This window comes from Streptomyces sp. NPDC007905 (assembly GCF_042959345.1).
Taxonomy (GTDB): domain Bacteria; phylum Actinomycetota; class Actinomycetes; order Streptomycetales; family Streptomycetaceae; genus Streptomyces.
Genome location: NZ_JBIBKS010000014.1, coordinates 173,090 through 195,234 on the forward strand (window position 1 = coordinate 173,090; position 22,145 = coordinate 195,234).

Here is a 22,145-nt window from a genome sequence, read left to right on the forward strand (position 1 = left end):
ACTGCGGCCTCGTTCGCGGGTGGTCGTCGGTCGGCTGGGCGCCCGGCGTCCTGATCAGGCTGAGGTCTTCGGTTGCGACTCGAGGCTTTGGGCGCGCAGTTGCTCGTTGATGCGCTGGGCTTCTTCGAGTTGGTCTTCGAGGATGACGATGCGGCATGCGGCCTCTATGGGGGTGCCCTGGTCGACGAGTTCGCGGGCGCGGGCGGCGATGCGCAGCTGGTAGCGGGAGTAGCGGCGGTGGCCGCCTTCGGAGCGCAGGGGAGTGATCAGGCGGTGTTCACCCAGGGCGCGGAGGAAGGCGGGTGTGGTGCCGAGCATCTCGGCGGCCCGGCCCATGGTGTAGGCGGGGTAGTCGTCGTCATCGAGGGGGGTGATGGGGCGGGCACTGCGAGGGGGCATATACCTCTTCTTTCACGGGACGCGTCGGGGGGCCCGGGTGCCGTGCGGCACCCGGGCCCCGAGCTTTCAACACCATCTACCGGCTGACTGCGCCGGCCTTCTGTTTCCGCAGGTTCCGCCTGGGAGGGCGGGGCTGCGGGGATCGCGGATGCGTGACCGGGGACCACCTTCCAATCCGGGGCCTGCGGTACCCGGGCGGACTTCTTCCTCGCCCGGGCGATCCTGATGGCGTTCTGCTCCTTACCTTCGATTACTCGGTTGTACTGCTGGATAACGCGGGTACTGCTCGCGGCCCGCGTGGGGCTGCGTCCTGCTTGACGTGCATGCACGGCAGTTCGTACCTGCCGCACCTTCTTCGACTTCCTCGGTACGAGGGAAACAGTAACCCTGCGACGAGTCAATGTCTACTGTGACCGTGACAGGTTTTCTCCAGGTCCGACTCGCTGAGTTCTGCCGCACATACCCTCGGAAGAGTTCCGCCGCAGGTTGAAGCCCCCGTTCCGCCGGGGCCACGCTGAGCCGGGCGGCGTAACCGTCCAGGGCCCCGGAATCACTCACGCGCGTGACGTCGCCCGCCTTCGTCGATGGTCTGAACGGCTCCGGCACCCGGGGCGGCGAAGACCCTGGCTCTTGAGGTCTCCGTACTAGCCACCGACGCTCTGCGGCGCGGCGGCGGCCAGCGGGGACGTCGGCGGGGGAGAGGCCCGGGCGGGCGCGGGCGCGCGAGACGGCACCAGCGGCCAGAGGCATCGCGGACGACGTCGACGGCGACATCCCGCCCAGGGCTGCCCGTGCTGGTCGGAGCGGCCGGAGACAGGGGACAACCCTCAGGTGTGATCGCCAGGCACCTCAGGCAGCGCCCCTCATGTCACGACGGGGTCCGGGCGCGCAACCGGCCGATCTCACAGAGCACGCGGTCCACATGCGGCCGCACATGCGCCCGCAATGCATCGCTCCGGCTCTCCTTGACGCTCGCGGTGGTGGTTCTCAAGCTGGGGTGAGGGGCGTGTGGAAGGGGCTGCGGCCGTGAGCGCTGAACAGTATGAGCTCTCCCAGCTGCTGACGGCTGTCGAGAGGGCGGCGCCGGTGGACGCTGTCGACGTGGTCGCGGAGGACCTGCGGCGGCGCTTCGAGGCTGCGAAGGTCTCTTTCCTCATCGTGGATCTGACGGGAAGGGCGGTGGCACGGCTGTCCACCGCCGGGGCGGTGGAGGGTGGGCGGGAGGCGGAACGGATCCCTATGTTCGGTAGCGTCTACGAGCAGGTGATCCGTACCCAGCGGCTGTATCAGGAGGCGACCGGTCAGGGACAGCGGGTGATCGTGCCGGTCACCAATCGGGGGGACGCCATCGGGCTGCTGGAGCTGCTCCTGCCGGCTGACCCCGATGAGGACGTACTCAATGCGGTCGGGGAAGCGGCCCACGCCTTGGCCTACATTGTGATTGCCAACGGGCGCTTCACGGACCTCTACACCTGGGGCAAACGCTCCAGGCCGCCCACTTTGGCGGCAGAGATCCAGTACCGGTTGCTGCCCCCGTCACTGTCGTGCGAGGCCGCACAGTTCACACTGTGCGGGCACATGGAGCCCTGCGAAGACCTCAGCGGCGACACCTTCGACTACATCCTGGACCGCGACACGCTGCACCTGTCGGTGACCGATCCCATGGGTCATGACATCGCCGCCGCCTTGGCCGCCACGGTCCTCGTGGGCGCCCTGCGCGGCGCCCGCCGAGCCGGAGCGGATCTGGCCGAGCAGGCCCATCTGGCCGACCAGGCCCTGGTCGCCCACGGCCGCGGCCACGCCACCGGGCAGCTGCTGCGCATCAGCCTCCACACGGGGCAGGCCCAGCTCGTCAACGCCGGTCATCCCTGGCCCCTGCGCATGCGCGAGGGGGTGGTGGAGGTGATCCCTTGCCAGGTGGACCATCCCTTCGGGCTGTCCGTGCGGGTGCCCCACCCCTACCGCGTTCAGGACGTCGATCTGCGCCCTGGTGACCGTCTGCTCATGGTGACCGACGGCATGCTCGAGCATCACGGGGAGATGGTCGATCTGCCTGCCTTGCTGGAGCGCACCCGGGACCTGCATCCGCGGGAGACCGTGCTGACGCTGACGTCCGCGGTCCTGGACGCCGCCGACGGCCAGCTCAAGGACGATGCCACCGTGATGTGTCTGGACTGGCACGGCCCTCAGGAGACCCAGCGGCACGTCAGCTCCGGCGCGGACACTCAGCAGGCCTCAGCCGGCCGCACGAAGCGGTGGCCGTGACCACGGCGTCCTCCTGAACAAAACCAGACTCCCGGCGAGTAGCTTCCGAGCCTCGCCTTTTCCTGTAGGCCGAGTTCGTACACGTCCCCAGCCGCTACGGGCGGTTCAGGAACCTCTGCGAAGGGCATCACGAGGCCCGGTAGGTCATGCCGGCTGGCCGGGCCCGCTGTTTTGCCGGGCAATGGCGCGGCTGAGGGCGGTGGCGAAGGCGCACCATGCTGCGTAGGGCAGGAGGGTGCGCGCTGCCGCCGGGTCGGTTTGGTCGGTGCGGTGGATGAGTTCCGCGTTGCTGAGGTTGAGGAGCACAGTGCCGGCGAGGCCGGCTTTCGGGCTGCGCAGGCCGAAGAAGAGCCAGTTGCATCCTGCGTTGAGGGTGAGGTTGACGGCCAGGCTGGTGGCGAGGCGTGTGCGCTGGCGCCGCTCTTGGGCCGTGCCCAGTGCGTGGCCGGCGGCGTAGGCGATGGTCGCGTACAGCGGCGTCCATACGGCGCCGAACACCCGGGACGGCGGCTGCCAGAGTGGTTTGCGCAGGGACCTGTACCAAGCACTGTCGGCGTCGACGGCGCTCGCACCCGCCAGGGCAGCGGCGGTCACCGCCGCGCTGCTGGCGCCGTAGCGCAGCCACGGTCCCAGCTCCCGCTTTCTGTCTTGGCGCTCGCTGATCAGCCTCATGCTCATAGGACTTCCACGGTGGCGCAGTCCGTACCAGGTGCCGGACGCTGCGACAGATGGTCCCGGTCTCGGCCACGAACGCACTCAGGCCCCCTTGCCTGCTCTGTCGCAGGCTTCGCGGCACGGATGCATATCCGGAAGCTCACCCGGAAGTGGCCCTGTGTCGGCCCGCGTGTTTCCGGCACTCGGCAGGCAGTGGATTTTCAAAGTGCACCCACGGGGCCCGGAGCTTCGGCGATGACCCCGGTGACGGTCACGGTCACGGTGATGGGGCCCGTCAGGCGCTCTTCGCTGAGGTGGGCCTGGGCGGCGCTGTGGACTCGGGAGCGGACTTCCCGGGCCACGTCCAGTGCTCGGTGGCCTTCGTAGAGGATGCAGCGTATGTCTACGTGCCAGCCGCTGCCGTCGGGTGACCGGTCCGCTCGGACGTCGGCCTCGGGCGGGGTGGGCCTGGCTGCTGTCTGTGACCAGGTATGGGCGGCGGCTCGTGCGAGCCGGTGGGCCAGTCCGGGCTGCAGGCCGGCCACGCCGGGGACGGTGAGAGCGGCTTGAGCCGCGGCACTGCGGAGGATCAGGGAGGCGGGGGAGGTCATCGCGCACCGCCGCGCTCGGGGGGCAGGAGGTCGACCACCGTGAGGTCGACCTCTGTCAGGGCCAGTCCCAGGCCCCGGTCGGCCACGTCGATGACCGATCGGCGTACTTCCTGGGCCCTGATGGGCAGTGGTTGGTCGAGGGCCACGGCGACGGTCATGGCCACGTGGACGCTGGTGCCGTCCTGCGCGGGAGCCAGACGGCAGCTTGCGGCCTTCGTCCCGGGCACTGTGTCGGCGGCCTGCCGCAGCACTTTGGCCGCGGCGTGCTCGGAGATCCGCAGATCCAGCGCGGGGTCGTCCAGCGGAAGCGTGTGGCCGAGCCGGACCTCGGACCGGACGATGTCCATGACGCGGTTCGCGAGCGCGCCGACTCCAGCGGGTTCCTGAGCGCGTAGTGCCAGCGTGGCTTCGTCCAGCGCGGTCAGTCCCTCGGCGGCCTCGCGGCAGTGAGGGCAGGCGGCGGTGTGCGGATCGGGCCCGGGCGCGGTGTCCCGCGCCTGTTCCCAGGCGTGGCTGAGTGGGCGGCCGCAGGGCAGCAGCTCGTCCCCGGCCAGGGGGGCCAAGTCGGGCGGGCGGCTGTGTCGGCCTTGCGGGTGCTGATCCTCTAGCGCCATGGGGCCATCGCCTCTTTCAGGGACCGGCGTGCTCGGAACAGTCTGCCGCGCACGGTCTCCTCACTGGTACCTGTCACGTGGGCGATCTCTGCGTAGGGGAGTCCCTGCACCTCCCGGAGGAGCCAGCAGACCCGCTGATCGGCGTCGAGATCGCCGAGTGCAGTGGCGAGGGCAGCCGTGGCAGCGTTCTGTTCGGCGGTCCTGCTGGGTGAGCTGCGCGGTTCGTCCGCGGCGGGGTCGGGCACCGCGTCCAGCGGAAGGGGCGGCAGCCGGTGGCGGCGGGCGTTGAGGCAGCGGTTGACGGTGATCCGGTACATCCAGGTGGTGAATGCCGCGCTGTGGCGGAATTCCGGGAGTCGTCGCCATGCACTGACGAAGGCGTCCTGGACGGCTTCTTCGGCGTCCCGGGTGTCGCCGAGCATGTGGGTGGCGAGGAGAAGGAGACTGCGGCTGTGGCGGCGCACCAAATCGGCGAAGGCATCCTCATCGCCTTCGCCGGCTCGCACCGCCAGGAGGGCATCAGGGAGGGCGGGCTCCCGTGTGGCGGGTCCGGCCTGCTGCGTCAGCGTCATCGTCGGCTCCCGGCTTGGGGTGCCGGTTTCGGGCGATTCCCTGGCATGCGGGGACGCCATATCTGGTCTCGTCACCCTCTTACCCATACCAGGTGTATGTGACTCAAATCACACGAAAAGGGCGTGAGGCTGTGCCGGGAAAGGTGTCCAACGTGCGACGGGCATCACTCCGATGTCCCGAGGATGATCGAGGCGACTGTCATGACGGAGACCACCAACCGAAGCGGTGTCGGCCACGACGTGACGTCCGCCGGGGCCGGCACGACGTTGCCGGGCCGCAGCGGCGTCGATGCCCCCGCTGAGAGCCGGGGGAAGACCACTATCGCGGGCACCGTGGTGGCGAAGATCGTGGGCATGGCTGCCCGGGAGGTACCTGGCGTCCACAACCTTGGCGCAGGCGTTGCGCGGGCCCTGGGAGCCGTACGGGGACGCGTCCCCGGCGGCGGGACCGGAGTCACCCGCGGGGTCAAGGTCGAGGTCGGGGAACGCCAGGCCGCCGCGGACCTGGTCGTCGTCGTCGACTACGGCGTATCCATCGTCGACGTCGCCGGTGATGTACGCAGTAACGTCATCGCCGCCGTCGAGCGGATGACAGGCCTCGAGGTCGTCGAGGTGAATCTGACGATCGATGACGTGTACCTGCCCGAGGAAGAGTCCGAAGCCGAAGAGGGCCGCGTCAGCTGAGCTCCCGGGTCGCCGCCGCACACCCAGTGCGGCGGCACGGAAGGCCGAGCAGATCAGGCGCGAGACGGGTGAATGAGCGATGGACACAGCGATTGCGGGACTGGCAGCCGGGATAGCGCTTGGTTTCGCCGCCTACTTCGGCGGCTTCTGGGCATTTCTCCTGGTAGCCGTCCTGGGAGGCATCGGGCTGGTGGTCGGTCTCGTCCTGCGGGGCGACATCGACCTGCGACGGCAGCGGTGAACGCACATCCCGCCGGTGCCCCCGCGGAGGTTCCGGGCCATGCGGGCGGAGTGGAGCACCTTCCGCCGCCGGCGGAACGCGGCGCGACCGTCATCCCCGACCGGGTCGTTGCCCGCATCACCGCCCGGGTGGCCCGCACGGCCCTGGCACAACGGGTCGCCGTGCCACGACGAGGACACCCGGGGGCCGTCGCTCCGCCCGACGCCTCAGCGGCCACGCGCGGCGGAAGCACGCGTCTGCACCTGGCCCTGGATCTGCCCTATCCCACCGACATCCCGGACGTGACGCTGGGTCTCCAGCGTGACGTGGCCGAGCGGGTGACCGAACTGACCGGTCTGCCCGTCACCGAGGTCACCGTGACCATCCGGCGTCTGGTACCCAAAGCCGGCTCCGCACGAGGCAGGGTCCAGTGACCCGGCAGTGACCCGGCCCGGGCTCGTACCGGAAGGGAGACCGGAATGACCTCTGACCCGGGACCCGCCGCCGGCCCCGACGCGGCGGCGCACTCGCAGCACGACGCGGTGGCCCTGACCAAGAAGCATGGGGTCGGCCCGCCCCCACGCGGCCCGGACATGGCGGATCCCGCGACGGGCGTCCGCGGCCGCCGTACGACACACCGCCCGTGGTCGGTGCGGCGCACCTCGGCGGCGCTGGCCGCCCTGGTGCTGACGGCCGCCGCGGGCGCCGCGCTGTGGGACGCCGTCGCGGTACGTGTGGGACACCACGCGGCACTATGGCGCAGCACCCTGGCAGACGAGCTCGCCTCCCGCCCGGTCGGCGACGTGTGGATACTCACGGGGGCCGCCGTCGCCGCCGCACTCGGGCTGGGGTTGGTCGTCCTGGCACTCACTCCCGGTCTGCGCCGCGCGCTGGCCCTACGACCGCCCGGCAACTGCCCCCCTCGGCAACTGCGGGCCACCCTGGACCGCAGCGGCGCCGCCGTCTTGCTGCGCGACGCCGCGATGCGGGTGCCCGGTGTCGGTGGGGCGCGGATCCGGGTGCGCCGCCGGCGCATCAAGGCCCGGGCTGACGTCCGCTTCCGCGATCCGCACCAGGTCCACGACGACCTCGTCACCGTTCTGCGAGAGGAACGCGACCGGCTCGCCCTGGCCCCCTCCCCGCGACTTGCCGTACGTGTGCGGCAGCGCACCACCTGACCGACGTCCCGGCGCACCGGAGCCAAGCGATGAAGTCGCAATCCGCGCTCACTGGAATCAACAGAACCCTGCTGGCCGTGATCGGCCTGGTACTCCTGGGCGGAGGCCTCGTGATTCTCTTCGCCGGCCTCGACCTCTACCGGCGGTGGCGCCTGACACCACCCGCCGGCTGGCCCCTGACGTCACCCCACCAGGTCCTGCTCAGCGCCGCCGACCGGGCCCGCTGGAGCAGCCAGGGCTGGTGGTGGCCCGCGGTCATCGCCGCTTTGACGATCATCACCGCACTCGCCCTGTGGTGGCTTGTCGCCCAGCTGCGCCGTCCACACCCCGGCGCCATGCCCGTCGGCGGCACACCCCCGACAGAGGGAGTGGACCTGCGCGACCGTGCCCTCAGCGACGCGATCACGGCCGAGATCCGCAACCTGCCCGACGTCCAGAAGGCACAAGCCCGCATGATCGGAAGGCCACAGCACCCCCACAACCGCGTCGACCTCACCCTCACCCCGCACGGTGCGCCCGGTCACGCACTCCAGCAGGTGTGCGACGGCCCGCTGCGCAACGCGCTCAGCTCCACCGGCGCGGGCCGGATCCCGACCGAGGTGCGCCTGCGCGTCGCCCGTCACAAGCCGCAACGAGCCGAGTAGATCCCGCTATGCCTCCCCGAAGCTCCCCCACGGGCCCCACCACCGCCGGCACCCGGAACGAGATGTCCAGCCGCTTCAGCGAACCCGCCCTGCTCGAACGTGCAACACTGCGGGCACGCGGCCGGACCAAACACGCCGACCACCCCGGGCCGAAAGGCGAGGGCCGTCCCGGCCAGAACCCTTCGGCATGTCCTGGTCGCGGCGGCAGACGTGTGTGGGGGCAGGCCGGCGGTACTGTCCTGAATTGGCTGGAGACGGGTGGTGGCGGTGGAGTGGCGTGAGTACGCCGAGCGGATGGCTCTGCTCGCGCGGGAGCTGCTGGCCCAGGACTCGGTCCAGGGGACGCTGGACAAGATCGTGGAGTCGGCGGTGCAGCTGGTGGAGGGGTGTGACGCGGCCGGGATCCTCGCGGTGCGTAAGGGCCGGGCGGTGACGCTGGCCGCCTGCGGGGACATGGTCCAGGAGTCCGACCGCCTGCAGGGTGAGCTGTGTGAGGGGCCCTGCTTCGACATTGCCCGCCGCCCCGACGGCGAGCGGGTGTTCCGGATCGCGGACATGACCCAGCCTCAGCCGGACTGGGAGCGTTACGCCGCCGAGGCCAGAAAGCTGGGCATCGGCAGCATGACCGGCGTGCTGCTCTACACCGACGATGAGGACTTCGGCGCATTGAATCTGTACGCCCGCCGCCCGGGAGCCTTCGGCAAGGACATCGAGACCGCGGGCTGGCTGCTGGCCTCGCACGCCGCGGTCGCTCTGGCCAGCGCCCGCACCATCGATCAGCTCGAGCACGCCATGGAGACGCGGCACGCCATCGGTGAGGCCATCGGCATCCTGAGAGAGCGCCACCGGCTGAGCGAGGACGACGCTTTCAACGTGCTGCGCCGCATCTCCCAGCACCACAACGTCAAGCTGCGCGACGTGGCCCATAAGGTACGGGCCGAAGGTGCCGGCCCGACCTGATCGTGGGTTCTCCCGCTCGCCGTGTCCGTGCGGGTCACCCCGTCATTTCGGTGTGGCCGGGCTGCCGAGCCCCGGCGGCCGGTTTCGCCCATGTCCCTTGGCCGGAGTGAAGGGGTCGTGGGCGGGCCTCCCGAAGACGACGGTTTGGGCAGTGCGCCGGGCTCGCGGAAGTGATCAACGCTTTCGCCGGTTTGTCCCTTCGGCCGGACGGGCCGGGGTTTCGCCGTCCTGTCTGGGAGGATGGGCCGTATGGATGCGCGCAGCAGGAACCATGTGCGAGTGACCGGGCGGCCCGGTGCGCCGGTGGTGATGCTGGCGCACGGGTTCGGGTGTGACCAGAATTTGTGGCGTCTCGTGGTGCCGGCCCTGGAGCAGGACTTCACCGTCGTCCTTTTCGATCACGTAGGTGCCGGGAAGTCGGATCTGTCGGCGTGGAGCCCGCAGCGGTACTCGTCCATGGACGGGTACGTCGAGGACGTGCTGGAGCTGTGCCGCGAGCTGGCGCTCGGACCGGTGACGTTCGTGGGGCATTCGGTGAGCGCCATGATGGGCGTGCTGGCCGCCGCGCGGGAGCCCGAGGTGTTCGCCGGGCTGGTGCTGCTCGCTCCTTCGCCCTGTTTCATCGACGATCCGGCGGCTGGCTATCGGGGCGGGTTCAGCGCCGACGACATCCAAGAGCTACTGGAGTCGCTGGAGGCGAACTACCTGGGCTGGTCCGGCGCGATGGCACCGGTCATCATGGGCAACCCGGACCGGCCGGAGCTGGGCGAGGAGCTGACCAACAGCTTCTGCCGTACCGACCCCGACATCGCCCGCGTCTTCGCCCGGGTGACGTTCCTGTCCGACAACCGTACCGACCTCGCCAAGGTGGGTGTGCCCACACTGGTCGCCCAGTGCTCCACCGATGCGATCGCCCCGGCCGAGGTGGGCGCGTTCGTCCACGCGCAGATCCCGGACAGTCGACTGGTCACGCTGAACGCCACCGGGCACTGCCCCCAGCTCGCCGCCCCCGAGGAGACCACCGCGGTCATCGCCGCATTCGCGGGAGCCGCCCGATGATGTGCGGAACCAGCGACGAGGAGGACGGCGCGGACCCGGAACGAGGCGAAGAAACGCCCGATGAGCGGGCGCAGTTCACCGCGCTGCTGGAGGACAGCGCCGAAGACCTGTACGAGCACGCGCCTTGCGGCTATCTGTCCACGCTGCTGGACGGACAGATCGTCAAGGCCAACGCCACATTGCTGGACTGGCTCGGCTACCAGCGGGACGACCTGGTGGGCCGCAAGCACTTTTCCGAGCTGCTCACGGTGGGCGGCCGGCTCTACCACGAGACTCACTTCGCCCCGCTGCTGCGGATGCAGGGCGAGGTCAGCGGTATCGCCCTGGAGCTGAAGGCCGCCGACGGCTCGCGCTTGCCGGTGCTGGTCACCTCGACGGTGAAGACGGGCAGTGACGGGCAGCCGCTGCTGATCCGCACCACCGTCTTCGACGCCCGCGACCGCCGCGCCTACGAAACGGAACTGCTGCGCGCCCGCCAGGAAGCCGACCACGAGCGCGAGCGCCTCGAGCAACTGGCCACCACCCTGCAGCGGACTCTGCTGCCGCCGGCGCTGGTGAACGTGCCCGGCCTGGATGTCTCGGCGTACTACCACATCGCCTCCATCGACGAGGTCGGCGGCGACTTCTACGACCTCTTCCCTCTGGCAGCCGGCACCTGGGGCCTGTTCCTGGGCGACGTGTGCGGCAAGGGCGCCGCCGCCGCGGCCGTCACCTCCTTGACCCGCTACACCCTGCGCGCCGCCGCCGTCTACGACCCCGACCCGGCCGCCGTCCTCGGCAACCTCAACACAGTCCTCAACCACGAGTACAACGGTACCGACCCCCGTTTCTGCACCGTCATCTTCGGCCTGCTCACCCCCGACCTTGCCCGGGGCGGCTTCCACATCACCCTGGCCAGCGGCGGCCACCCGCCCGCCCTGCTGATGCGCGCCGATGGCACCGCCGACTACCTGCCCACCCCCGGCGGACAGCTCATCGGCGTCCTGCCCGACCCCGACATCGCCACCACCACCCTCCACCTGGTCCCCGGCGACACCTTGCTCCTGCACACCGACGGCCTCACCGAAGCCCACATCAACGCGGCCGTCGGCGGCCTGGAACGCTACGGCGACGACGCCCTCCTCGACTTCTGCCGCGCCCTCGCACCCACCACGGCATCGGCCACCATCCGCGCGATCCGCGACCTGCTGGACGGCTTCGGCACCGGCGTGGACGACGACACCGCCATCCTGGCCATCCACGTGCCCCGACTCCCCAGTGAAGAGCAGAAGTGACCCAGCACCTGACCCTCCACGCCCGCACCATCCCCGCCGGAGCAGTCATCGAACTCGCGGGGGAACTGGACCACCACACCGCCAACGAAGTCCGCGAAGCGCTGCCCGGGCTCGGCCTGCGTGCGGGTCAGCAGCTCGTCCTCGACCTCGGCGGCCTCACCTTCTGCGACTCCAGCGGCATCACCGTGCTGATCGCCGCTCGCAACCACGCCCTGGCAGCCGACGCGAGTATCGCCCTGGCCGCGGTGCCCCACCGGGTCAGCCGGATCTTCCGCCTCGTCGGGCTGGAGCAGGTCTTCCCCAGCTACCTGACCGTCCAGGACGCCGAAACCGCTTGGCACCCCACCACCGGCTGACCCGCTCCTGGCCCATGGAGATCCGGCCCACCCGGCGATTGCCTGACGTGCGGCACATCCTGATCCACGTGCTCATCGAAGTCGCCTGCCACAGCGGCCACCTGGACGCGGCGCGCGAACTGATCGACGGCACCACCTGGCTCGACGCCAACCCCCACACCGGCTGGATCCGTGACCGGATGGGGTTCGCCGGGTTCTCCCTCATGACGCAGCGCCACGGGTGATCACAACTGGCGGCCGGCCACGTCCCCGCCCGGATCGTCGGCCAGCACGACGGCAGCGGTGATCCGCTTGCCCACCGGTTCCCGGTTCACCTGAAAGCTCTGGCACACGGCCATCACGATCTCCAACCCGTGCTGGCCGACCCGACCTGGATCGGGCGCCAGGATCGCGGGCAGGGCCGTGCTGCTGTCCCACACGGTCACCTCGACGGCACCGCCCTGGACCTCCAGCGTCAGCAGACACGGCCCGGGCGCGTATTTGCGGGCGTTGGTCACCAGTTCGCTCACCACGAGCTGCACCATGCCCATCGCACGGCTGGACACGGGAAGCCCGTGAACGGCCTGTACGTCCGTCAGGAAGGACCGGGCCAGATCACGAGCGGTAGCGATCTCTTCGCTGCCCTCGAATGCCTCGGAAACCGTTATCAACTCGCCGACCAGCGACGTCCGGTCATCATCGTCCGCCGTCTGGTCCATACGGTCCGCCTTGTTTCCCAAGCAGCCATGCCTCACGCGCATCCGTTTACCCCCTAAAAACCACCGCACGCGCTCAGACAGCAGGCCGTCGGCCGCAGGACGAGGTGCCTGTGACCGGGACGCTTCCTTGCTTCGCGCGGGCGGCTCGGTGGCCGACCGGAAGGGCGCTTTGAGTGCTTTGTCGGGGATCAGCTCCAGAGGGCGGCGCTCACGCCCGCGCCGCGGGAGGGGGCTCGCTGCGGTCAGCCAGTCCTCGGCGCGGGCCGTCACCAGCAACAGCGCCCCGAGCCCGGGCAGCGGCAAGACCGCCAGGAGCGATCACGACGGAGCGTCCCTTCCTCGACACTGCGCCGCGTCCGTGGCCGTCTTCTGCGGGAAGGCCAACGGTGCCCGTCAGGGCGCGATGAAAGTCGCCGCGAGGAACACTGGCGGCCCGCCCGGCTTTTGAGCGGGCGCTGCGCGGATACCCGCCACGGTATGGCGAAGCTGCATCTTCCAGGATACAAGGATCATCACGGCAGTGATCAGGACCCGGCGTCCCGCGTGCCGACACCACAGGAGGCCGGGCCGGACCAGCAGGTCGAGCAGGCGGCGCCCCACGCACCGACGAAGCTGCCGAAGCAGGCCTGGGGCGCGGTGCTCAGGGGGAGCCTGAAGGAGTTCAAGGACGATGAGCTGACCGACCGGGCCGCAGCGCTGACTTACTACGGGGTACTGTCCCTGTTCCCCGCCCTGCTGGTGCTGGTGTCGCTGCTGGGCATCACCGGTAAGTCAGCGACCGACAAGATGCTGGCCAATCTCAAGCAACTGGCCCCCGGCTCCGCGCGGGACATCATCACCCGGGCCGTGGAACAGTTGCAGCACAACGCCGGGACGGGCTCCGTGATGGCCGTGGTCGGCATCGGGCTCGCGGTGTGGTCGGCGTCCGGGTACGTAGCGGCTTTCATCCGTGCCGCGAACGCCGTCTACGACATGCCGGAGGGCCGGCCGGTGTGGAAAATCCTCCCGGTGCGCCTCGGAGTGACGGTGGTGCTGATGGTGCTGGCGGTGGCCAGCGCGCTGATCGTCGTCTTCACCGGCGGCCTGGCCCGTCAGGCCGGACAGGCGCTCGGCATCGGGGACGCCGCGCTGACGGTGTGGTCGATCGCGAAGTGGCCGGTTCTGGTCCTGCTGGTCACGGTCATGATCGCGATCCTGTACTGGGCGACCCCGAACGCCAAGGTCAAGGGCTTCAGGTGGGTCACCCCGGGCAGCTTCCTGGCACTGGTGATCTGGTTGGCCGCCTCCGCCGGGTTCGCGTTCTACGTCGCCAACTTCGCCTCCTACAACAAGACCTACGGCACGATGGCCGGGGTCATCGTCTTCCTCGTCTGGCTGTGGATCAGCAACCTGGCGATCCTGCTCGGCCTTGAGTTCGACGCGGAGAGCGTGCGGCAGCGCGCCATCGCCGGCGGGCATCCGCCTGAGGCCGAGCCCTACACCCAGCCCCGCGACACCCGGACGTGGGACGAGGAGGATGTACGCCGCCTGGACGACGTCTGACGGGCCGTACGGGCCCGGGCGGCGCCCGCACTGCTGAGCCGGCCGGGCACGTACGGCCTCGATGGCCGCCCATGCCGCATGCCTGGCGTGCTCGTTGCGGGGCATGGTCTGGTGATCGCGGGGATACCTGCACATCATGAGATTGCTGACGGTGTTTCGTGAGACTGATCGGCGGCTGACCCAACGGATGGCGGCCTGCACCGTACCGGGCGTGCACCGGGTGCTTTCGGCGGTGGAGGAGTGTGCGGAGAGCGCCAAGCTGTGGTGCGGCGCGTCCGTGCTGATGGCCTCGGCCGCGGGCCGGCGCGGGCGACGTGCCGCCGGGGCGGGCCTGGCGGCGTTGATGCTGGCACAGTTGGTGTCCAACGGGCTGGTCAAGCATCTGGTCGACCGGCCCCGGCCGCCCAAGGAGTGGATCCCGCACGACGAGGTCGACGACCGCCCCGAGTCGTCGTCGTTTCCCTCCGGGCACACCGCGGCCGCCGCGGCGTTCACCGCCGCCGTCCTGCCCACCCGGCCTCTGGCGGGCCTCCTGTGTGCGGTCCCGGCCGCCATGGTGGCGATCGAGCGCGTGCAAAGCGGTGCCCACTACCCCAGCGACGTCGCCGCAGGCGCCGTGATCGGCCTGCTCAGCGCCTGGCTCGTCCGGTACGCCCCCCGCTTGGCGCTGCGGCGGCTGCCGTAGCCGCGCCCGAAAGCCACGCGGAGCACAGCGCACGCGCCGACGCCGCTCAGCCGCGCCGCGCAGGCAGTGCACCCTTTCCGGGAGGAAGCTCGCTGAACTTGGTGCCCTGAATTGGTCTGATCGGGGTACTCGCGCGCTCACTGGATGGCGCTGCGGCGCCTTCCTGCCGGAACAAACGAGTGATGGGAGGTGATCGCCATGTCGTTCAGTACGCAGCCGCACCACGGCCCGGGTCAGCAGACGCCGGGGTCGGAGCCAGTGGGCGAGCTGGTGCAGCGCGCCTCGCAGCAGCTGACCGAGCTGGTACGAGGCGAGCTCCGGCTGGCGCAGGCGGAGATGAAGGAAAAGGGCAAGCGCTACGGCAAGGGCGGCGGACTGTTCGGCGGCGCCGGCGTCGTCGGGTTCCTGATGCTTCAGGCCCTGGTGGCCACCATGATCGCCGCACTGGCGGTGGCGCTGCCGGTGTGGGCCGCGGCCCTCATCGTGACCGCGGTCCTCGGGGTGATCGCCGCCGTGATGGCGCTCCGGGGGAAGAAGGAGGTCGCCGAGGCCGCCCCGCCCACGCCGCAGCAGACGATAGAGAACGTGAAGGCCGATGTGGCCGAGATCAAGGAGAGTGCGCACCGATGACCCAGCCGCCTCACGACGAGCCCACCGCCGAGACCCCGGAGGAACTGCGCGAACAGGTCGAACACACCCGCCAAGAGCTCGGGGACACGGTGCAGGCGCTTGCGGCCAAGACCGACGTCAAGGCTCGCGCTCAGGAGAAGGCCGCCGAGGTCAAGGGCCAGGCAGCCGCCAAGGCCGGTGAGCTCAAGGAGCAGGCCGCCCTGAAGGCCGGTGAGCTCAAGGAGCAGGCCGCCCTGAAGGCCGGGGAGGTCAAGGCCAAGGCTGCTGAGGCGGCGTCCCGTGTGCAGGACAAGCTGCCCGAGCCGGTCAAGGACAAGGCCGCCCAGGCCGCCGGGCAGGCCCGGGCGAAGGCGGTACAAGCGAGCCAGGTGTGGGAGGAGAAGGCGCCCGAGCCGGTGCGAGTCAAGACGGCCCAGGGCCTGAAGCTCGCGGGGGAGAACCGCAGCCTGCTGCTGGCGGCCACCGGAGCAGCCGTCGTCGTCTGGCTGATGTGCCGCCGCAAGGGATGATGCGGTAAGGCATCGAAGATCGCCTACAAGGTGGTAGGCCCTACTCAGGGCGCCATCAACGGATGCCGCCCGGAGGACTGTTCAAGCCGGCCTGGGATGATGCTCGGGCACGACGCGGACGCCGCCGACGCCACTGACGGGAACCGCGGCTGGGGCGAGGTGGCGCTCGCCGCTACGCCGCAGGGCGCGATCTTCGCCGGGGTGAAGGCGGCCGTCGACCGTGCAGGCGCGGCCGCCATCCGCCACCTGACCGGTACCTTGCCAGGCTGACCAGCGGTCAGAAAGGGGGCCGGTACGACCGGATACCGGCCCCCGTCCGCTTCGTATCCCTCGAAAGCCGTCGGCTTCGACGAGACGATCTACAAGCGCGGGAACGAAACGAAGTCGAGCGGACAATCGACGCCCTGAAGAACTTCCGGGCAGTGGCCACGAGGTTCGACAAACGCGCCTCCATCTTCCACGGCATCGTCATCGTCCCGCCTCGATCCGGCTCACGCTCCGCTCGTGCTGCGCGACCGACTGGTCGTCCGAGCCGGCAGCCGACGGCGGTACCTCGACGACGAAGAACAGGAAGTTGGGTTTGGTCGAAAGGTCATGGAAGCCGTCGGGGAACAGCTCGCGGGCAGCGGGGTCGGGCTGCGGCTCGCTGATGACGGAAAGACGGAAGCCGGCGGTGCTGAAGGCATTGATCATCGCGTGCAACGGCCTGCGCCAGAACCTCATCGGGACGGACTGCCCGTTGAACGTCCAGTCGAAGGTATAGCTGGTGGTCGCAAAGTAGTCGGGCCGAGGATCCTCGAGCGTGTAGGCCACGAAAGGGTGGTCCACCGACGCGATCAGTCGGCCGCCTGGCCTGAGCACGCGCCGTATCTCGGCCAGCGTCGGCCCCCAGTCCTCCAGGTAGTGCAGCACCAGAGACGCGACCACGTCGTCGAACGCACCGTCGGCGAACGGCAGGCGCTCGCTCAGGTCGGCCAGGTGCAGGGCTACGTCGTCGCCGAGCCGCCGCCTGGCCTGCGCCAGCATCCCGGCGCTGGCGTCGATGCCGGTGACGACGGCACCGCGGTCGTACAGTGCACGGGACAGAGGTCCCGAGCCACAGCCGGCGTCCAGGATCCGGCGGCCGGCCACGTCTCCGGCGAGGGCTAGCATCGCGGGCCGCGCGTAGTACGCGTTCACGAGGTTGTTCTCGGTTTCCGCCGAGTACGCCTCGGCGAAGCTGTCGTAGTGATTGGCCCGGGCCGGATCTGCAGACTGGGCGAGGCTTTCGGGCACGTCGGTCAGGCGTTCCATCGTCGCAGCCTAGTAGTCACATGATCCGCCGGACAGGCCGGTGCGAGCGGCCTGGGTCAATTGCTCGTGATGTGGCTTCAGCGAAGGTCGGCGGGTTGGTCCGGACGGCATGAGACGTGGTCAGGGTGCTGCAGCCACCCGGTGTACCAGCTGTGAAAACCGGGGCTCACCGGGACGAAGCCACCCCAGTCGGGGTCAATCCGCCAGGCCTCGCCCGCTCGTGGGCCGTTCAGGATCAGTCGGATGTACATGCCGCAGCCCTCGTCGGCCAGCATGAGCGTGCCTCGGGTCAGCTGATCGGTCGACGCGCCGATGCGGCCGGGCAGGGGTTCGGTGAGGGGGAACGGCATGGCGAATCGGCCCGGTAGCCGGTCTTCTTCCCACTCGTCGTCCACGGCCCACTCCCCGCCGGCCTCCGGGCGGGGGACGGTCAGCGGCATCAACCCGTGACCGGGACCGGCGGGGCCGTCGCCCACCTCCGCGACGAAGGACCGGTACTCCGTCGGCAGACCGATGCCGTGGACTTCCTCGAACGCCCTGATCTCCGCCTCAGGCAGTGCAGGCGCCAGCTCGTACCGGTGCGTGTCCGCCCCAAAGCGCGCCCGCTCCGGATCGCGTGCCGCCATCTCCCGTATCCGAGCGCGTACGCCGCCCTCGTCCCAGCTCTCCATCCAGCGACCGTAACCAATGACGCCGGCGTCCGGTCCGCCGCACCCTCGCGCTACGCGGATCGGCAAAAGCGGGGTCGAAAGGGGGCGATGGTGTCACCGCGCTGAAGGATGCTTCGGCGGTGGCTGACGCCGGCGACGGCGCCCACCTCCTCCTCGGCACGGAGACCTGGGGGAGGGCACCGGCGAATCCCCATCGGCGCACCCTCTCGACAACGGTGGCCCCGCGAAACGCTCCACGTGTACGACGACCAGGATGCGCAGCGGGCTGGTCATGTTTGGGGCCTCCCTCGGTGGCGCTCCTCCAGCGCCGGGTCGTAAGACACGGCCTCGACGACGGCGATCGAGATTTGGGCTTGGGGGCCTGCGCAGGAGACTGGCCGACTGCTGATCAGGTCGCTCCCCGTCTGGCAGCGGCGTGCTGGGGCCTGAGTACGAAGTGTGCCTGTCGCCGCATGTCGATGGACCTCCGAACGAGATCTCGCGTCAGACTCTGGTGATCAAGCCCATAGAGAAAACAGGATCCGGGAGACCCGCAATGTCCCATGGCGCATCCTCACGTGGCTCCCACGAACGACAAAGAGCGCCGTATGTGGCAGTAGTCGGACCTGAGGCGGCGACGTCATCGGAAGTTGAGACGGCTCAGCGGCTGGGAAGGCTGCTGGCGCAGCAGCACTGCACCGTGATCTGCGGCGGGCTGGGGGGCGTCATGGAGGCGGTGTGCCGTGGGGCAAAGAGCCAGGGGGGCACCACAGTGGGGCTTCTCCCAGGAAGTTCGCGGGCACAGGGGAACGCCTTTCTTTCAGTAGCTCTGCCGACCGGCCTCGGCGAACTGCGCAATGGCTTGGTCGTACGAAGTGCCGATGCCGTAATCGTCGTAGGCGGAAGCTGGGGAACATTGAGCGAAATGGCGCTAGCCGTAAGGACGAACAAGCCCACCATTGTGATCAACGGATGGGACATCGGAGTGCCTGATCAACCTAGAAATCCACAGCTTAGGATGGCCACCTCGGTGGAGGACGCGATAGACGCGCTGCTCTGGATGGTTGCTCACGAGGCCGTAGCGGATGACGCCATATAGAACGGTCGCGACCTGCACAAGAATCGTCGGATGGGCAAGACTGTTCCGTCCGGCGCCGAGTACGTCGCCGTGCTCAATGTGAGGCAGAAGGGGGGATGCAACATGCGCAGCAGCACTCGTCTTGCGCCCAGCCGGCGACAGGCGTAGTCCGCCATCATCGTGACAGCTCGTGAGGCCAGGCCCTGTCGCCGATGTTGCCTGCCGACGCCGTAAGCGAGCTCGACGTCGCGCGCGTCGAGCTCGCAGCGAAAGGGGGGCGGCAGAACCATCGCACGTTGGCTGGACATGTGCTCGATCTTGCCCGGCCAGAGAGTTTGCCCAAGCCGAAGAAGAGGGTGGCTACGAAGAAGCAGTCGGCGAAGAAGGCGAGTGCGAAGAAGACGCCGGGCCACCGGACGCGAACCGCGCAGCGTGCTGGCCGGGTGAGGAGCGACCGCGTCCGGGTGAAATCGCGTCTTCCCATGTGCGGCTCGGCCACCCACGCCCTACGGAGATCCCCTGCGGGAGCACCGCGTTCGCTTTGCGCCCGCGTTCACATGTAGGGTGGCCGGACCGACGCGGGGTGGAGCAGCTCGGTAGCTCGCTGGGCTCATAACCCAGAGGTCGCAGGTTCAAATCCTGTCCCCGCTACCAACGCCCGGCCCCCTCGACATGCCGTTGAGGGGGCCGGGCGCATGTCCTGCGCTGCGCTACGGGGCGGCGCCGACGCGCCCCAAGGCACCGAAGCTCCACAAGGAACTGCGGGTGCAGACCCGCGCCGACCGCGGGCCCAGCCGGCCGCCGCGTCCGGGGACCCGGTGCCCGCGGCCGTCGACCTCGCCCTGCCGCGCCTACTTACGCAAGCGCGGAATCCGCAGCACCATCCCGGTAACGGCTGACCGGGCCGGCGACCGCAAACGCCGCGGCAGCGGCTGCGCACGTCCTGCGGCCTTCAGCGCGACGACTACAAGGCCCGGCATGCTGTTGAGTGCGGCGTCGACCGTCTCAAACGCCATCGGGCGGTGGCTGCCCGGTTCGACAAGCTCGCCGGCCGTTTCCAGGCCGCTGTCCACATCGCAGCGATCGACGAATGGCTGTGACCGGCCGGCGGTGTCGGCCCCTCATGTGCACGACGATCGACGCCCTCAACGACACGGACCACACCTTCGTCGTCATCCAGCCCGACGAGGATGGTCCAGCCTGGTTCACCTCCGTCGCTGTCCAGGACGAAGGCGGCTACGAAATCGTCCGCCGCGATATCCCCGCCGCGAGCACGACGTCACCACCGAAACCGACATCCGCCAGATCGCCCGCGACCTCACTATCCGGATGGCCCTCCGAGACTTCCCTGGACGGCCGAACAAGCAGGCCAGCAGGGTTCTGAAGCAATCCTGACGTTCACGCCGACATGGCCTGGCCGCCGCCGTCGGCATCCTTTGCGCAGGCCGCGGCCAGGTCGTCCAGCGACAGGTCCAGCGCGTGAGCCAGGGCCGCCACGGTGAAGAAGGCCGGGGTCGGGGCCCGGCCGGTCTCGATTTTGCGCAGAGTCTCCGCGGACACCCCGGCCACCGCTGCCACGTCCACCATGCTGCGGTCACCGCGGGCCTCCCGGAGCAGCGCCCCAAACCGCTCTCCGCGTCGCCGCTCTTGCGGGCTCAAAGGAACTCTCACCATGTCCGTGATACTAATACCGGTATAAGTATTGGGTAGCGTCGCAGGGAGTCACGACCCATGGTGGAGATCAAGACCGACACCGCACTGGAGGCGATGCGTGAAGCCGGGCGCGTCGTGGCCCAGGCCCTCGCAGCCGTCCGCCGATCGGCAGCCGTGGGGGTGCGCCTGCGCGAGCTCGACGAAGTCGCCCGCACCGTCCTGACCGCGGCCGGGGCGCGCTCTCCGTTCCTGGGCTACCAGCCCTCCTTCGCCCCCATCCCCTTCCCAGGTGTCATCTGCGCCTCCGTCAACGACGCCGTCGCGCACGGCATCCCCGACGACTACCGCCTGCGCGACGGAGACCTGGTCAGCATCGACTGCGGAGCCGAACTCGACGGCTGGACCGGCGACGCGGCGATCAGCTTCACTGTCGGCACCCCCCGTCCCGCCGACGTTGAACTCATCGAGGCCACACAGCAGGCCCTGGACGCCGGCATCGCCGCCGCCACCGTCGGCCACCGCATCGGAGACATCTCCCACGCCATCAACACCGTCGCCCGCACCGCTGACTGCGGCATGCCGGCCGACTTCGGCGGCCACGGCATCGGCCGCCAGATGCACGAAGACCCCCACGTCCCCAACCACGGACGACCCGGCCGCGGCTTCCCCCTGCGCCACGGCCTTGCCCTCGCCATCGAACCCATGCTCATGGCCGGAGGACTCAACGACTACCGCACCGACCCCGACGGATGGACCCTGCGCACGATCGACGGCAGCCGCGCCGCCCACATCGAACACACCATCGCCATCACGCAGGACGGCCCCCGCATCCTCACCCTGCCCTGACCTCGAACCCGCTCACACGCGGCAGCAGACGACGCCGGCCACTCGCGGGAAGCACGGACCCGCGATTACAGGCTCCCACCGGCACCGATTCCCTTGCGGGCAGCCACGCGCCCTTGGGCCGCGGAGCGGATCGCGTGTCGGCGTACGCAGGCGTCTTGACCGTTCGCACGATGCCCGGAGATTGGCCGTCGCCCTTCCACGCCTGGGGCTCGTCCGGCGGATCACGGGCCGAGCCAGGGCCGGACCGAGGCGACGGCCGGCCAGTGTCCTAATCGTGTTGACCGCCCCCGGCAGGCAGTGCTGGAGTCGGCACGTGGACAGCATCCCCGCCAACCGGCGGCTCTGGAACCAGATCAGCAGCGCCTACCAGCACGAGCACGACCCGCGAATCGGCGCCACACCCCGGCTGTGGGGCATGTACTCCATCCCCGACGCGCACCTGCACGCCCTGGGCGACGTCACCGGCAAGCGCGTCCTCGAACTCGGCTGCGGCGCCGGCCAGTGGTCCAGGGCCCTCGCCGCCGAGGGCGCCACTGTGATCGGGCTCGACCTGTCCGAAGCCCAACTCGCCGCAGCGACCCGCGCGATGGGAGCGGCCCGCTACCCGCTGGTGCAAGGCGCCGCCGAACAACTCCCCTTCGCCGCCGACAGCTTCGACCTGGTGTTCTGCGACTTCGGTGGGCTCAGCTGGGCGCCCCCGCACCTGGCCGTCCCGCAGGCCGCACGCGTCTTGGGGCGAGGCGGGCGCCTGGTGTTCAACGTCGCCAGCCCATGGTTCGAAGCTTGCTACGACGAAGCCGCCGGCCGCGTGACCACGACGCTGCAGCAGGACTACTTCGGGCTGAACACCATCGCCGAAGGTGACGGCGCGACCAGCTATCAGCTGACCTACGGCGACTGGGTCAAGGTCCTGCGCGGCGCGGGTCTCATCATCGACGACCTCATCGAGCCGCGGCCCGAACTCGGAACACCCAACGGCTACAACGAAACCGACCCACCCGACTGGGCACACCGCTGGCCGGCGGAACTGCTCTGGGTAACCCACAAACCGTAAATTCCGCCGCGCCGAGA

29 protein-coding genes, 1 tRNA gene and 2 pseudogenes are annotated in these 22,145 nt (G+C 69.7%); 22 read left to right on the top strand and 10 right to left on the bottom strand.

The features are described 5' to 3' along the window. Positions 1–54: 54 nt before the first annotated feature. Positions 55–399: a MerR family transcriptional regulator gene (locus ACFZDC_RS24930; protein ID WP_391327209.1), complete on the bottom strand. Its 345-nt coding sequence runs from the start codon at positions 397–399 to the stop codon at positions 55–57. Positions 400–1,485: 1,086 nt separating this feature from the next. On the opposite strand from ACFZDC_RS24930, the gene ACFZDC_RS24935 reads away from it, so the two are divergent. Beyond that, positions 1,486–2,664, top strand: coding sequence for a SpoIIE family protein phosphatase (locus ACFZDC_RS24935; RefSeq protein ID WP_391327336.1), 1,179 nt, complete (start codon positions 1,486–1,488; stop codon positions 2,662–2,664). 144 nt (positions 2,665–2,808) lie between these two features. Here ACFZDC_RS24935 and ACFZDC_RS24940 read toward each other — a convergent pair whose 3' ends face one another. The 4 genes from ACFZDC_RS24940 to ACFZDC_RS24955 form a co-directional block, all read right to left on the bottom strand. Continuing rightward, on the bottom strand, positions 2,809–3,342 hold the full coding sequence (locus tag ACFZDC_RS24940) for a tryptophan-rich sensory protein (protein ID WP_391327211.1): 534 nt from the start codon (positions 3,340–3,342) through the stop codon (positions 2,809–2,811). Between the two features lie 197 nt (positions 3,343–3,539). Then, positions 3,540–3,929 carry a hypothetical protein gene (locus tag ACFZDC_RS24945; RefSeq protein ID WP_391327213.1) on the bottom strand — a complete coding sequence of 130 codons (390 nt, stop codon included), beginning with the start codon at positions 3,927–3,929 and terminating at the stop codon, positions 3,540–3,542. Beyond that, complete coding sequence (locus tag ACFZDC_RS24950; RefSeq protein WP_391327215.1) at positions 3,926–4,543, bottom strand: hypothetical protein; 618 nt, start codon at positions 4,541–4,543, stop codon at positions 3,926–3,928. Before ACFZDC_RS24950 ends, ACFZDC_RS24945 begins: the two co-directional genes overlap by 4 nt. Next, positions 4,534–5,115: a sigma-70 family RNA polymerase sigma factor gene (locus ACFZDC_RS24955; RefSeq protein ID WP_391327216.1), complete on the bottom strand. Its 582-nt coding sequence runs from the start codon at positions 5,113–5,115 to the stop codon at positions 4,534–4,536. The genes ACFZDC_RS24950 and ACFZDC_RS24955 overlap by 10 nt, the downstream gene beginning before the upstream one ends. Before the next feature lie 201 nt (positions 5,116–5,316). Here ACFZDC_RS24955 and ACFZDC_RS24960 point away from each other — a divergent pair, with 201 nt between their 5' ends. The 10 genes from ACFZDC_RS24960 to ACFZDC_RS25005 all read left to right on the top strand — a co-directional run bounded on the left by ACFZDC_RS24960 (position 5,317) and on the right by ACFZDC_RS25005 (position 11,714). Then, positions 5,317–5,799: an Asp23/Gls24 family envelope stress response protein gene (locus ACFZDC_RS24960; RefSeq protein WP_391327218.1), complete on the top strand. Its 483-nt coding sequence runs from the start codon at positions 5,317–5,319 to the stop codon at positions 5,797–5,799. A 79-nt stretch (positions 5,800–5,878) separates the two neighbouring features. Continuing rightward, on the top strand, positions 5,879–6,040 hold the full coding sequence (locus ACFZDC_RS24965; protein ID WP_391327220.1) for a hypothetical protein: 162 nt from the start codon (positions 5,879–5,881) through the stop codon (positions 6,038–6,040). Continuing rightward, a complete protein-coding gene (locus ACFZDC_RS24970) occupies positions 6,037–6,453 on the top strand; it encodes an Asp23/Gls24 family envelope stress response protein (protein WP_391327222.1) in 417 nt (138 codons plus the stop codon). The genes ACFZDC_RS24965 and ACFZDC_RS24970 overlap by 4 nt, the downstream gene beginning before the upstream one ends. Before the next feature lie 45 nt (positions 6,454–6,498). Further along, complete coding sequence (locus ACFZDC_RS24975) at positions 6,499–7,197, top strand: DUF6286 domain-containing protein (protein ID WP_391327224.1); 699 nt, start codon at positions 6,499–6,501, stop codon at positions 7,195–7,197. Between the two features lie 29 nt (positions 7,198–7,226). After that, complete coding sequence (locus ACFZDC_RS24980; protein ID WP_391327225.1) at positions 7,227–7,841, top strand: alkaline shock response membrane anchor protein AmaP; 615 nt, start codon at positions 7,227–7,229, stop codon at positions 7,839–7,841. A gap of 294 nt (positions 7,842–8,135) precedes the next feature. Then, positions 8,136–8,801, top strand: a complete 666-nt coding sequence (locus tag ACFZDC_RS24985) for an ANTAR domain-containing protein (protein WP_391327338.1) — start codon at positions 8,136–8,138, stop codon at positions 8,799–8,801. Positions 8,802–9,050: 249 nt separating this feature from the next. Beyond that, positions 9,051–9,860 (top strand): alpha/beta fold hydrolase, encoded by an 810-nt coding sequence (locus ACFZDC_RS24990; RefSeq protein WP_391327227.1) that lies wholly within the window; start codon positions 9,051–9,053, stop codon positions 9,858–9,860. Beyond that, positions 9,860–11,134: a SpoIIE family protein phosphatase gene (locus tag ACFZDC_RS24995; RefSeq protein WP_391327340.1), complete on the top strand. Its 1,275-nt coding sequence runs from the start codon at positions 9,860–9,862 to the stop codon at positions 11,132–11,134. Before ACFZDC_RS24990 ends, ACFZDC_RS24995 begins: the two co-directional genes overlap by 1 nt. Beyond that, positions 11,131–11,490: an anti-sigma factor antagonist gene (locus tag ACFZDC_RS25000; RefSeq protein WP_391327228.1), complete on the top strand. Its 360-nt coding sequence runs from the start codon at positions 11,131–11,133 to the stop codon at positions 11,488–11,490. Before ACFZDC_RS24995 ends, ACFZDC_RS25000 begins: the two co-directional genes overlap by 4 nt. Continuing rightward, entirely contained in the window at positions 11,469–11,714 is a 246-nt protein-coding gene (locus ACFZDC_RS25005) for a DUF664 domain-containing protein (RefSeq protein WP_391327229.1), read from the top strand. Before ACFZDC_RS25000 ends, ACFZDC_RS25005 begins: the two co-directional genes overlap by 22 nt. On the opposite strand, the gene ACFZDC_RS25010 is transcribed toward ACFZDC_RS25005, so the two are convergent. After that, positions 11,715–12,188 (bottom strand): ATP-binding protein, encoded by a 474-nt coding sequence (locus tag ACFZDC_RS25010; protein ID WP_391327231.1) that lies wholly within the window; start codon positions 12,186–12,188, stop codon positions 11,715–11,717. It abuts the gene before it with no gap. A gap of 477 nt (positions 12,189–12,665) precedes the next feature. Here ACFZDC_RS25010 and ACFZDC_RS25015 point away from each other — a divergent pair, with 477 nt between their 5' ends. The 6 genes and pseudogenes from ACFZDC_RS25015 to ACFZDC_RS25040 form a co-directional block, all read left to right on the top strand. Further along, a complete protein-coding gene (locus ACFZDC_RS25015; RefSeq protein WP_391327233.1) occupies positions 12,666–13,730 on the top strand; it encodes a YhjD/YihY/BrkB family envelope integrity protein in 1,065 nt (354 codons plus the stop codon). Positions 13,731–13,941: 211 nt separating this feature from the next. Then, a complete protein-coding gene (locus ACFZDC_RS25020; RefSeq protein ID WP_391327235.1) occupies positions 13,942–14,415 on the top strand; it encodes a phosphatase PAP2 family protein in 474 nt (157 codons plus the stop codon). A 198-nt stretch (positions 14,416–14,613) separates the two neighbouring features. Further along, positions 14,614–15,045 (top strand): phage holin family protein, encoded by a 432-nt coding sequence (locus ACFZDC_RS25025; RefSeq protein WP_391327238.1) that lies wholly within the window; start codon positions 14,614–14,616, stop codon positions 15,043–15,045. After that, entirely contained in the window at positions 15,042–15,554 is a 513-nt protein-coding gene (locus tag ACFZDC_RS25030; protein WP_391327240.1) for a DUF3618 domain-containing protein, read from the top strand. Before ACFZDC_RS25025 ends, ACFZDC_RS25030 begins: the two co-directional genes overlap by 4 nt. Before the next feature lie 96 nt (positions 15,555–15,650). Then, entirely contained in the window at positions 15,651–15,824 is a 174-nt protein-coding gene (locus ACFZDC_RS25035; protein WP_391327242.1) for a DUF4235 domain-containing protein, read from the top strand. Positions 15,825–15,922: 98 nt separating this feature from the next. Then, a pseudogene (locus ACFZDC_RS25040) lies at positions 15,923–16,012 on the top strand (IS5/IS1182 family transposase); the annotation flags it as partial. A gap of 10 nt (positions 16,013–16,022) precedes the next feature. Here ACFZDC_RS25040 and ACFZDC_RS25045 read toward each other — a convergent pair. Both ACFZDC_RS25045 and ACFZDC_RS25050 read right to left on the bottom strand, forming a co-directional pair. Further along, positions 16,023–16,847, bottom strand: coding sequence for a methyltransferase domain-containing protein (locus ACFZDC_RS25045; RefSeq protein ID WP_391327244.1), 825 nt, complete (start codon positions 16,845–16,847; stop codon positions 16,023–16,025). A gap of 77 nt (positions 16,848–16,924) precedes the next feature. Next, a complete protein-coding gene (locus ACFZDC_RS25050; RefSeq protein ID WP_391327246.1) occupies positions 16,925–17,518 on the bottom strand; it encodes an SMI1/KNR4 family protein in 594 nt (197 codons plus the stop codon). Between the two features lie 535 nt (positions 17,519–18,053). Here ACFZDC_RS25050 and ACFZDC_RS25055 point away from each other — a divergent pair. Together ACFZDC_RS25055 and ACFZDC_RS25060 are read left to right on the top strand one after the other, a co-directional pair. Continuing rightward, positions 18,054–18,596 (top strand): TIGR00725 family protein, encoded by a 543-nt coding sequence (locus ACFZDC_RS25055; RefSeq protein ID WP_391327342.1) that lies wholly within the window; start codon positions 18,054–18,056, stop codon positions 18,594–18,596. A gap of 556 nt (positions 18,597–19,152) precedes the next feature. Next, positions 19,153–19,229 (top strand) — tRNA-Met (locus ACFZDC_RS25060). A 197-nt stretch (positions 19,230–19,426) separates the two neighbouring features. Here the strand turns inward: ACFZDC_RS25060 and ACFZDC_RS25065 are convergent. Then, the gene (locus ACFZDC_RS25065) at positions 19,427–19,648 is read right to left on the bottom strand and encodes a hypothetical protein (RefSeq protein ID WP_391327248.1); all 222 of its coding nucleotides are present in this window, start codon (positions 19,646–19,648) and stop codon (positions 19,427–19,429) included. 62 nt (positions 19,649–19,710) lie between these two features. Here ACFZDC_RS25065 and ACFZDC_RS25070 point away from each other — a divergent pair. Further along, a pseudogene (locus tag ACFZDC_RS25070) lies at positions 19,711–19,970 on the top strand (hypothetical protein); the annotation flags it as partial. Positions 19,971–19,973: 3 nt separating this feature from the next. Here the strand turns inward: ACFZDC_RS25070 and ACFZDC_RS25075 are convergent. Next, positions 19,974–20,249 (bottom strand): helix-turn-helix domain-containing protein, encoded by a 276-nt coding sequence (locus tag ACFZDC_RS25075; protein ID WP_391327250.1) that lies wholly within the window; start codon positions 20,247–20,249, stop codon positions 19,974–19,976. Between the two features lie 57 nt (positions 20,250–20,306). Between ACFZDC_RS25075 and map the strand changes: the two genes are divergently transcribed. After that, the gene (gene map, locus ACFZDC_RS25080) at positions 20,307–21,074 is read left to right on the top strand and encodes a type I methionyl aminopeptidase (protein WP_391327252.1); all 768 of its coding nucleotides are present in this window, start codon (positions 20,307–20,309) and stop codon (positions 21,072–21,074) included. A 313-nt stretch (positions 21,075–21,387) separates the two neighbouring features. Next, entirely contained in the window at positions 21,388–22,128 is a 741-nt protein-coding gene (locus ACFZDC_RS25085; protein ID WP_391327254.1) for a methyltransferase domain-containing protein, read from the top strand. The last annotated feature ends 17 nt before the right edge of the window (positions 22,129–22,145 follow it).

Excerpts from the sequence above, each read along its gene's own strand:
- ACFZDC_RS24930 (WP_391327209.1), bottom strand. The coding sequence starts at position 399 with ATGCCCCCTCGCAGTGCCCGCCCCATCACCCCCCTCGATGACGACGAC.
- ACFZDC_RS24940 (WP_391327211.1), bottom strand. The coding sequence starts at position 3,342 with ATGAGCATGAGGCTGATCAGCGAGCGCCAAGACAGAAAGCGGGAGCTG.
- ACFZDC_RS24945 (WP_391327213.1), bottom strand. The coding sequence starts at position 3,929 with ATGACCTCCCCCGCCTCCCTGATCCTCCGCAGTGCCGCGGCTCAAGCC.
- ACFZDC_RS24950 (WP_391327215.1), bottom strand. The coding sequence starts at position 4,543 with ATGGCGCTAGAGGATCAGCACCCGCAAGGCCGACACAGCCGCCCGCCC.
- ACFZDC_RS24955 (WP_391327216.1), bottom strand. The coding sequence starts at position 5,115 with ATGACGCTGACGCAGCAGGCCGGACCCGCCACACGGGAGCCCGCCCTC.
- ACFZDC_RS24960 (WP_391327218.1), top strand. The coding sequence starts at position 5,317 with ATGACGGAGACCACCAACCGAAGCGGTGTCGGCCACGACGTGACGTCC.
- ACFZDC_RS24965 (WP_391327220.1), top strand. The coding sequence starts at position 5,879 with ATGGACACAGCGATTGCGGGACTGGCAGCCGGGATAGCGCTTGGTTTC.
- ACFZDC_RS24975 (WP_391327224.1), top strand. The coding sequence starts at position 6,499 with ATGACCTCTGACCCGGGACCCGCCGCCGGCCCCGACGCGGCGGCGCAC.
- ACFZDC_RS24980 (WP_391327225.1), top strand. The coding sequence starts at position 7,227 with ATGAAGTCGCAATCCGCGCTCACTGGAATCAACAGAACCCTGCTGGCC.
- ACFZDC_RS24985 (WP_391327338.1), top strand. The coding sequence starts at position 8,136 with ATGGCTCTGCTCGCGCGGGAGCTGCTGGCCCAGGACTCGGTCCAGGGG.
- ACFZDC_RS24990 (WP_391327227.1), top strand. The coding sequence starts at position 9,051 with ATGGATGCGCGCAGCAGGAACCATGTGCGAGTGACCGGGCGGCCCGGT.
- ACFZDC_RS24995 (WP_391327340.1), top strand. The coding sequence starts at position 9,860 with ATGTGCGGAACCAGCGACGAGGAGGACGGCGCGGACCCGGAACGAGGC.
- ACFZDC_RS25010 (WP_391327231.1), bottom strand. The coding sequence starts at position 12,188 with ATGGACCAGACGGCGGACGATGATGACCGGACGTCGCTGGTCGGCGAG.
- ACFZDC_RS25015 (WP_391327233.1), top strand. The coding sequence starts at position 12,666 with ATGGCGAAGCTGCATCTTCCAGGATACAAGGATCATCACGGCAGTGAT.
- ACFZDC_RS25025 (WP_391327238.1), top strand. The coding sequence starts at position 14,614 with ATGTCGTTCAGTACGCAGCCGCACCACGGCCCGGGTCAGCAGACGCCG.
- ACFZDC_RS25030 (WP_391327240.1), top strand. The coding sequence starts at position 15,042 with ATGACCCAGCCGCCTCACGACGAGCCCACCGCCGAGACCCCGGAGGAA.
- ACFZDC_RS25035 (WP_391327242.1), top strand. The coding sequence starts at position 15,651 with ATGATGCTCGGGCACGACGCGGACGCCGCCGACGCCACTGACGGGAAC.
- ACFZDC_RS25045 (WP_391327244.1), bottom strand. The coding sequence starts at position 16,847 with ATGGAACGCCTGACCGACGTGCCCGAAAGCCTCGCCCAGTCTGCAGAT.
- ACFZDC_RS25050 (WP_391327246.1), bottom strand. The coding sequence starts at position 17,518 with ATGGAGAGCTGGGACGAGGGCGGCGTACGCGCTCGGATACGGGAGATG.
- ACFZDC_RS25055 (WP_391327342.1), top strand. The coding sequence starts at position 18,054 with ATGTCCCATGGCGCATCCTCACGTGGCTCCCACGAACGACAAAGAGCG.
- ACFZDC_RS25075 (WP_391327250.1), bottom strand. The coding sequence starts at position 20,249 with ATGGTGAGAGTTCCTTTGAGCCCGCAAGAGCGGCGACGCGGAGAGCGG.
- map (WP_391327252.1), top strand. The coding sequence starts at position 20,307 with ATGGTGGAGATCAAGACCGACACCGCACTGGAGGCGATGCGTGAAGCC.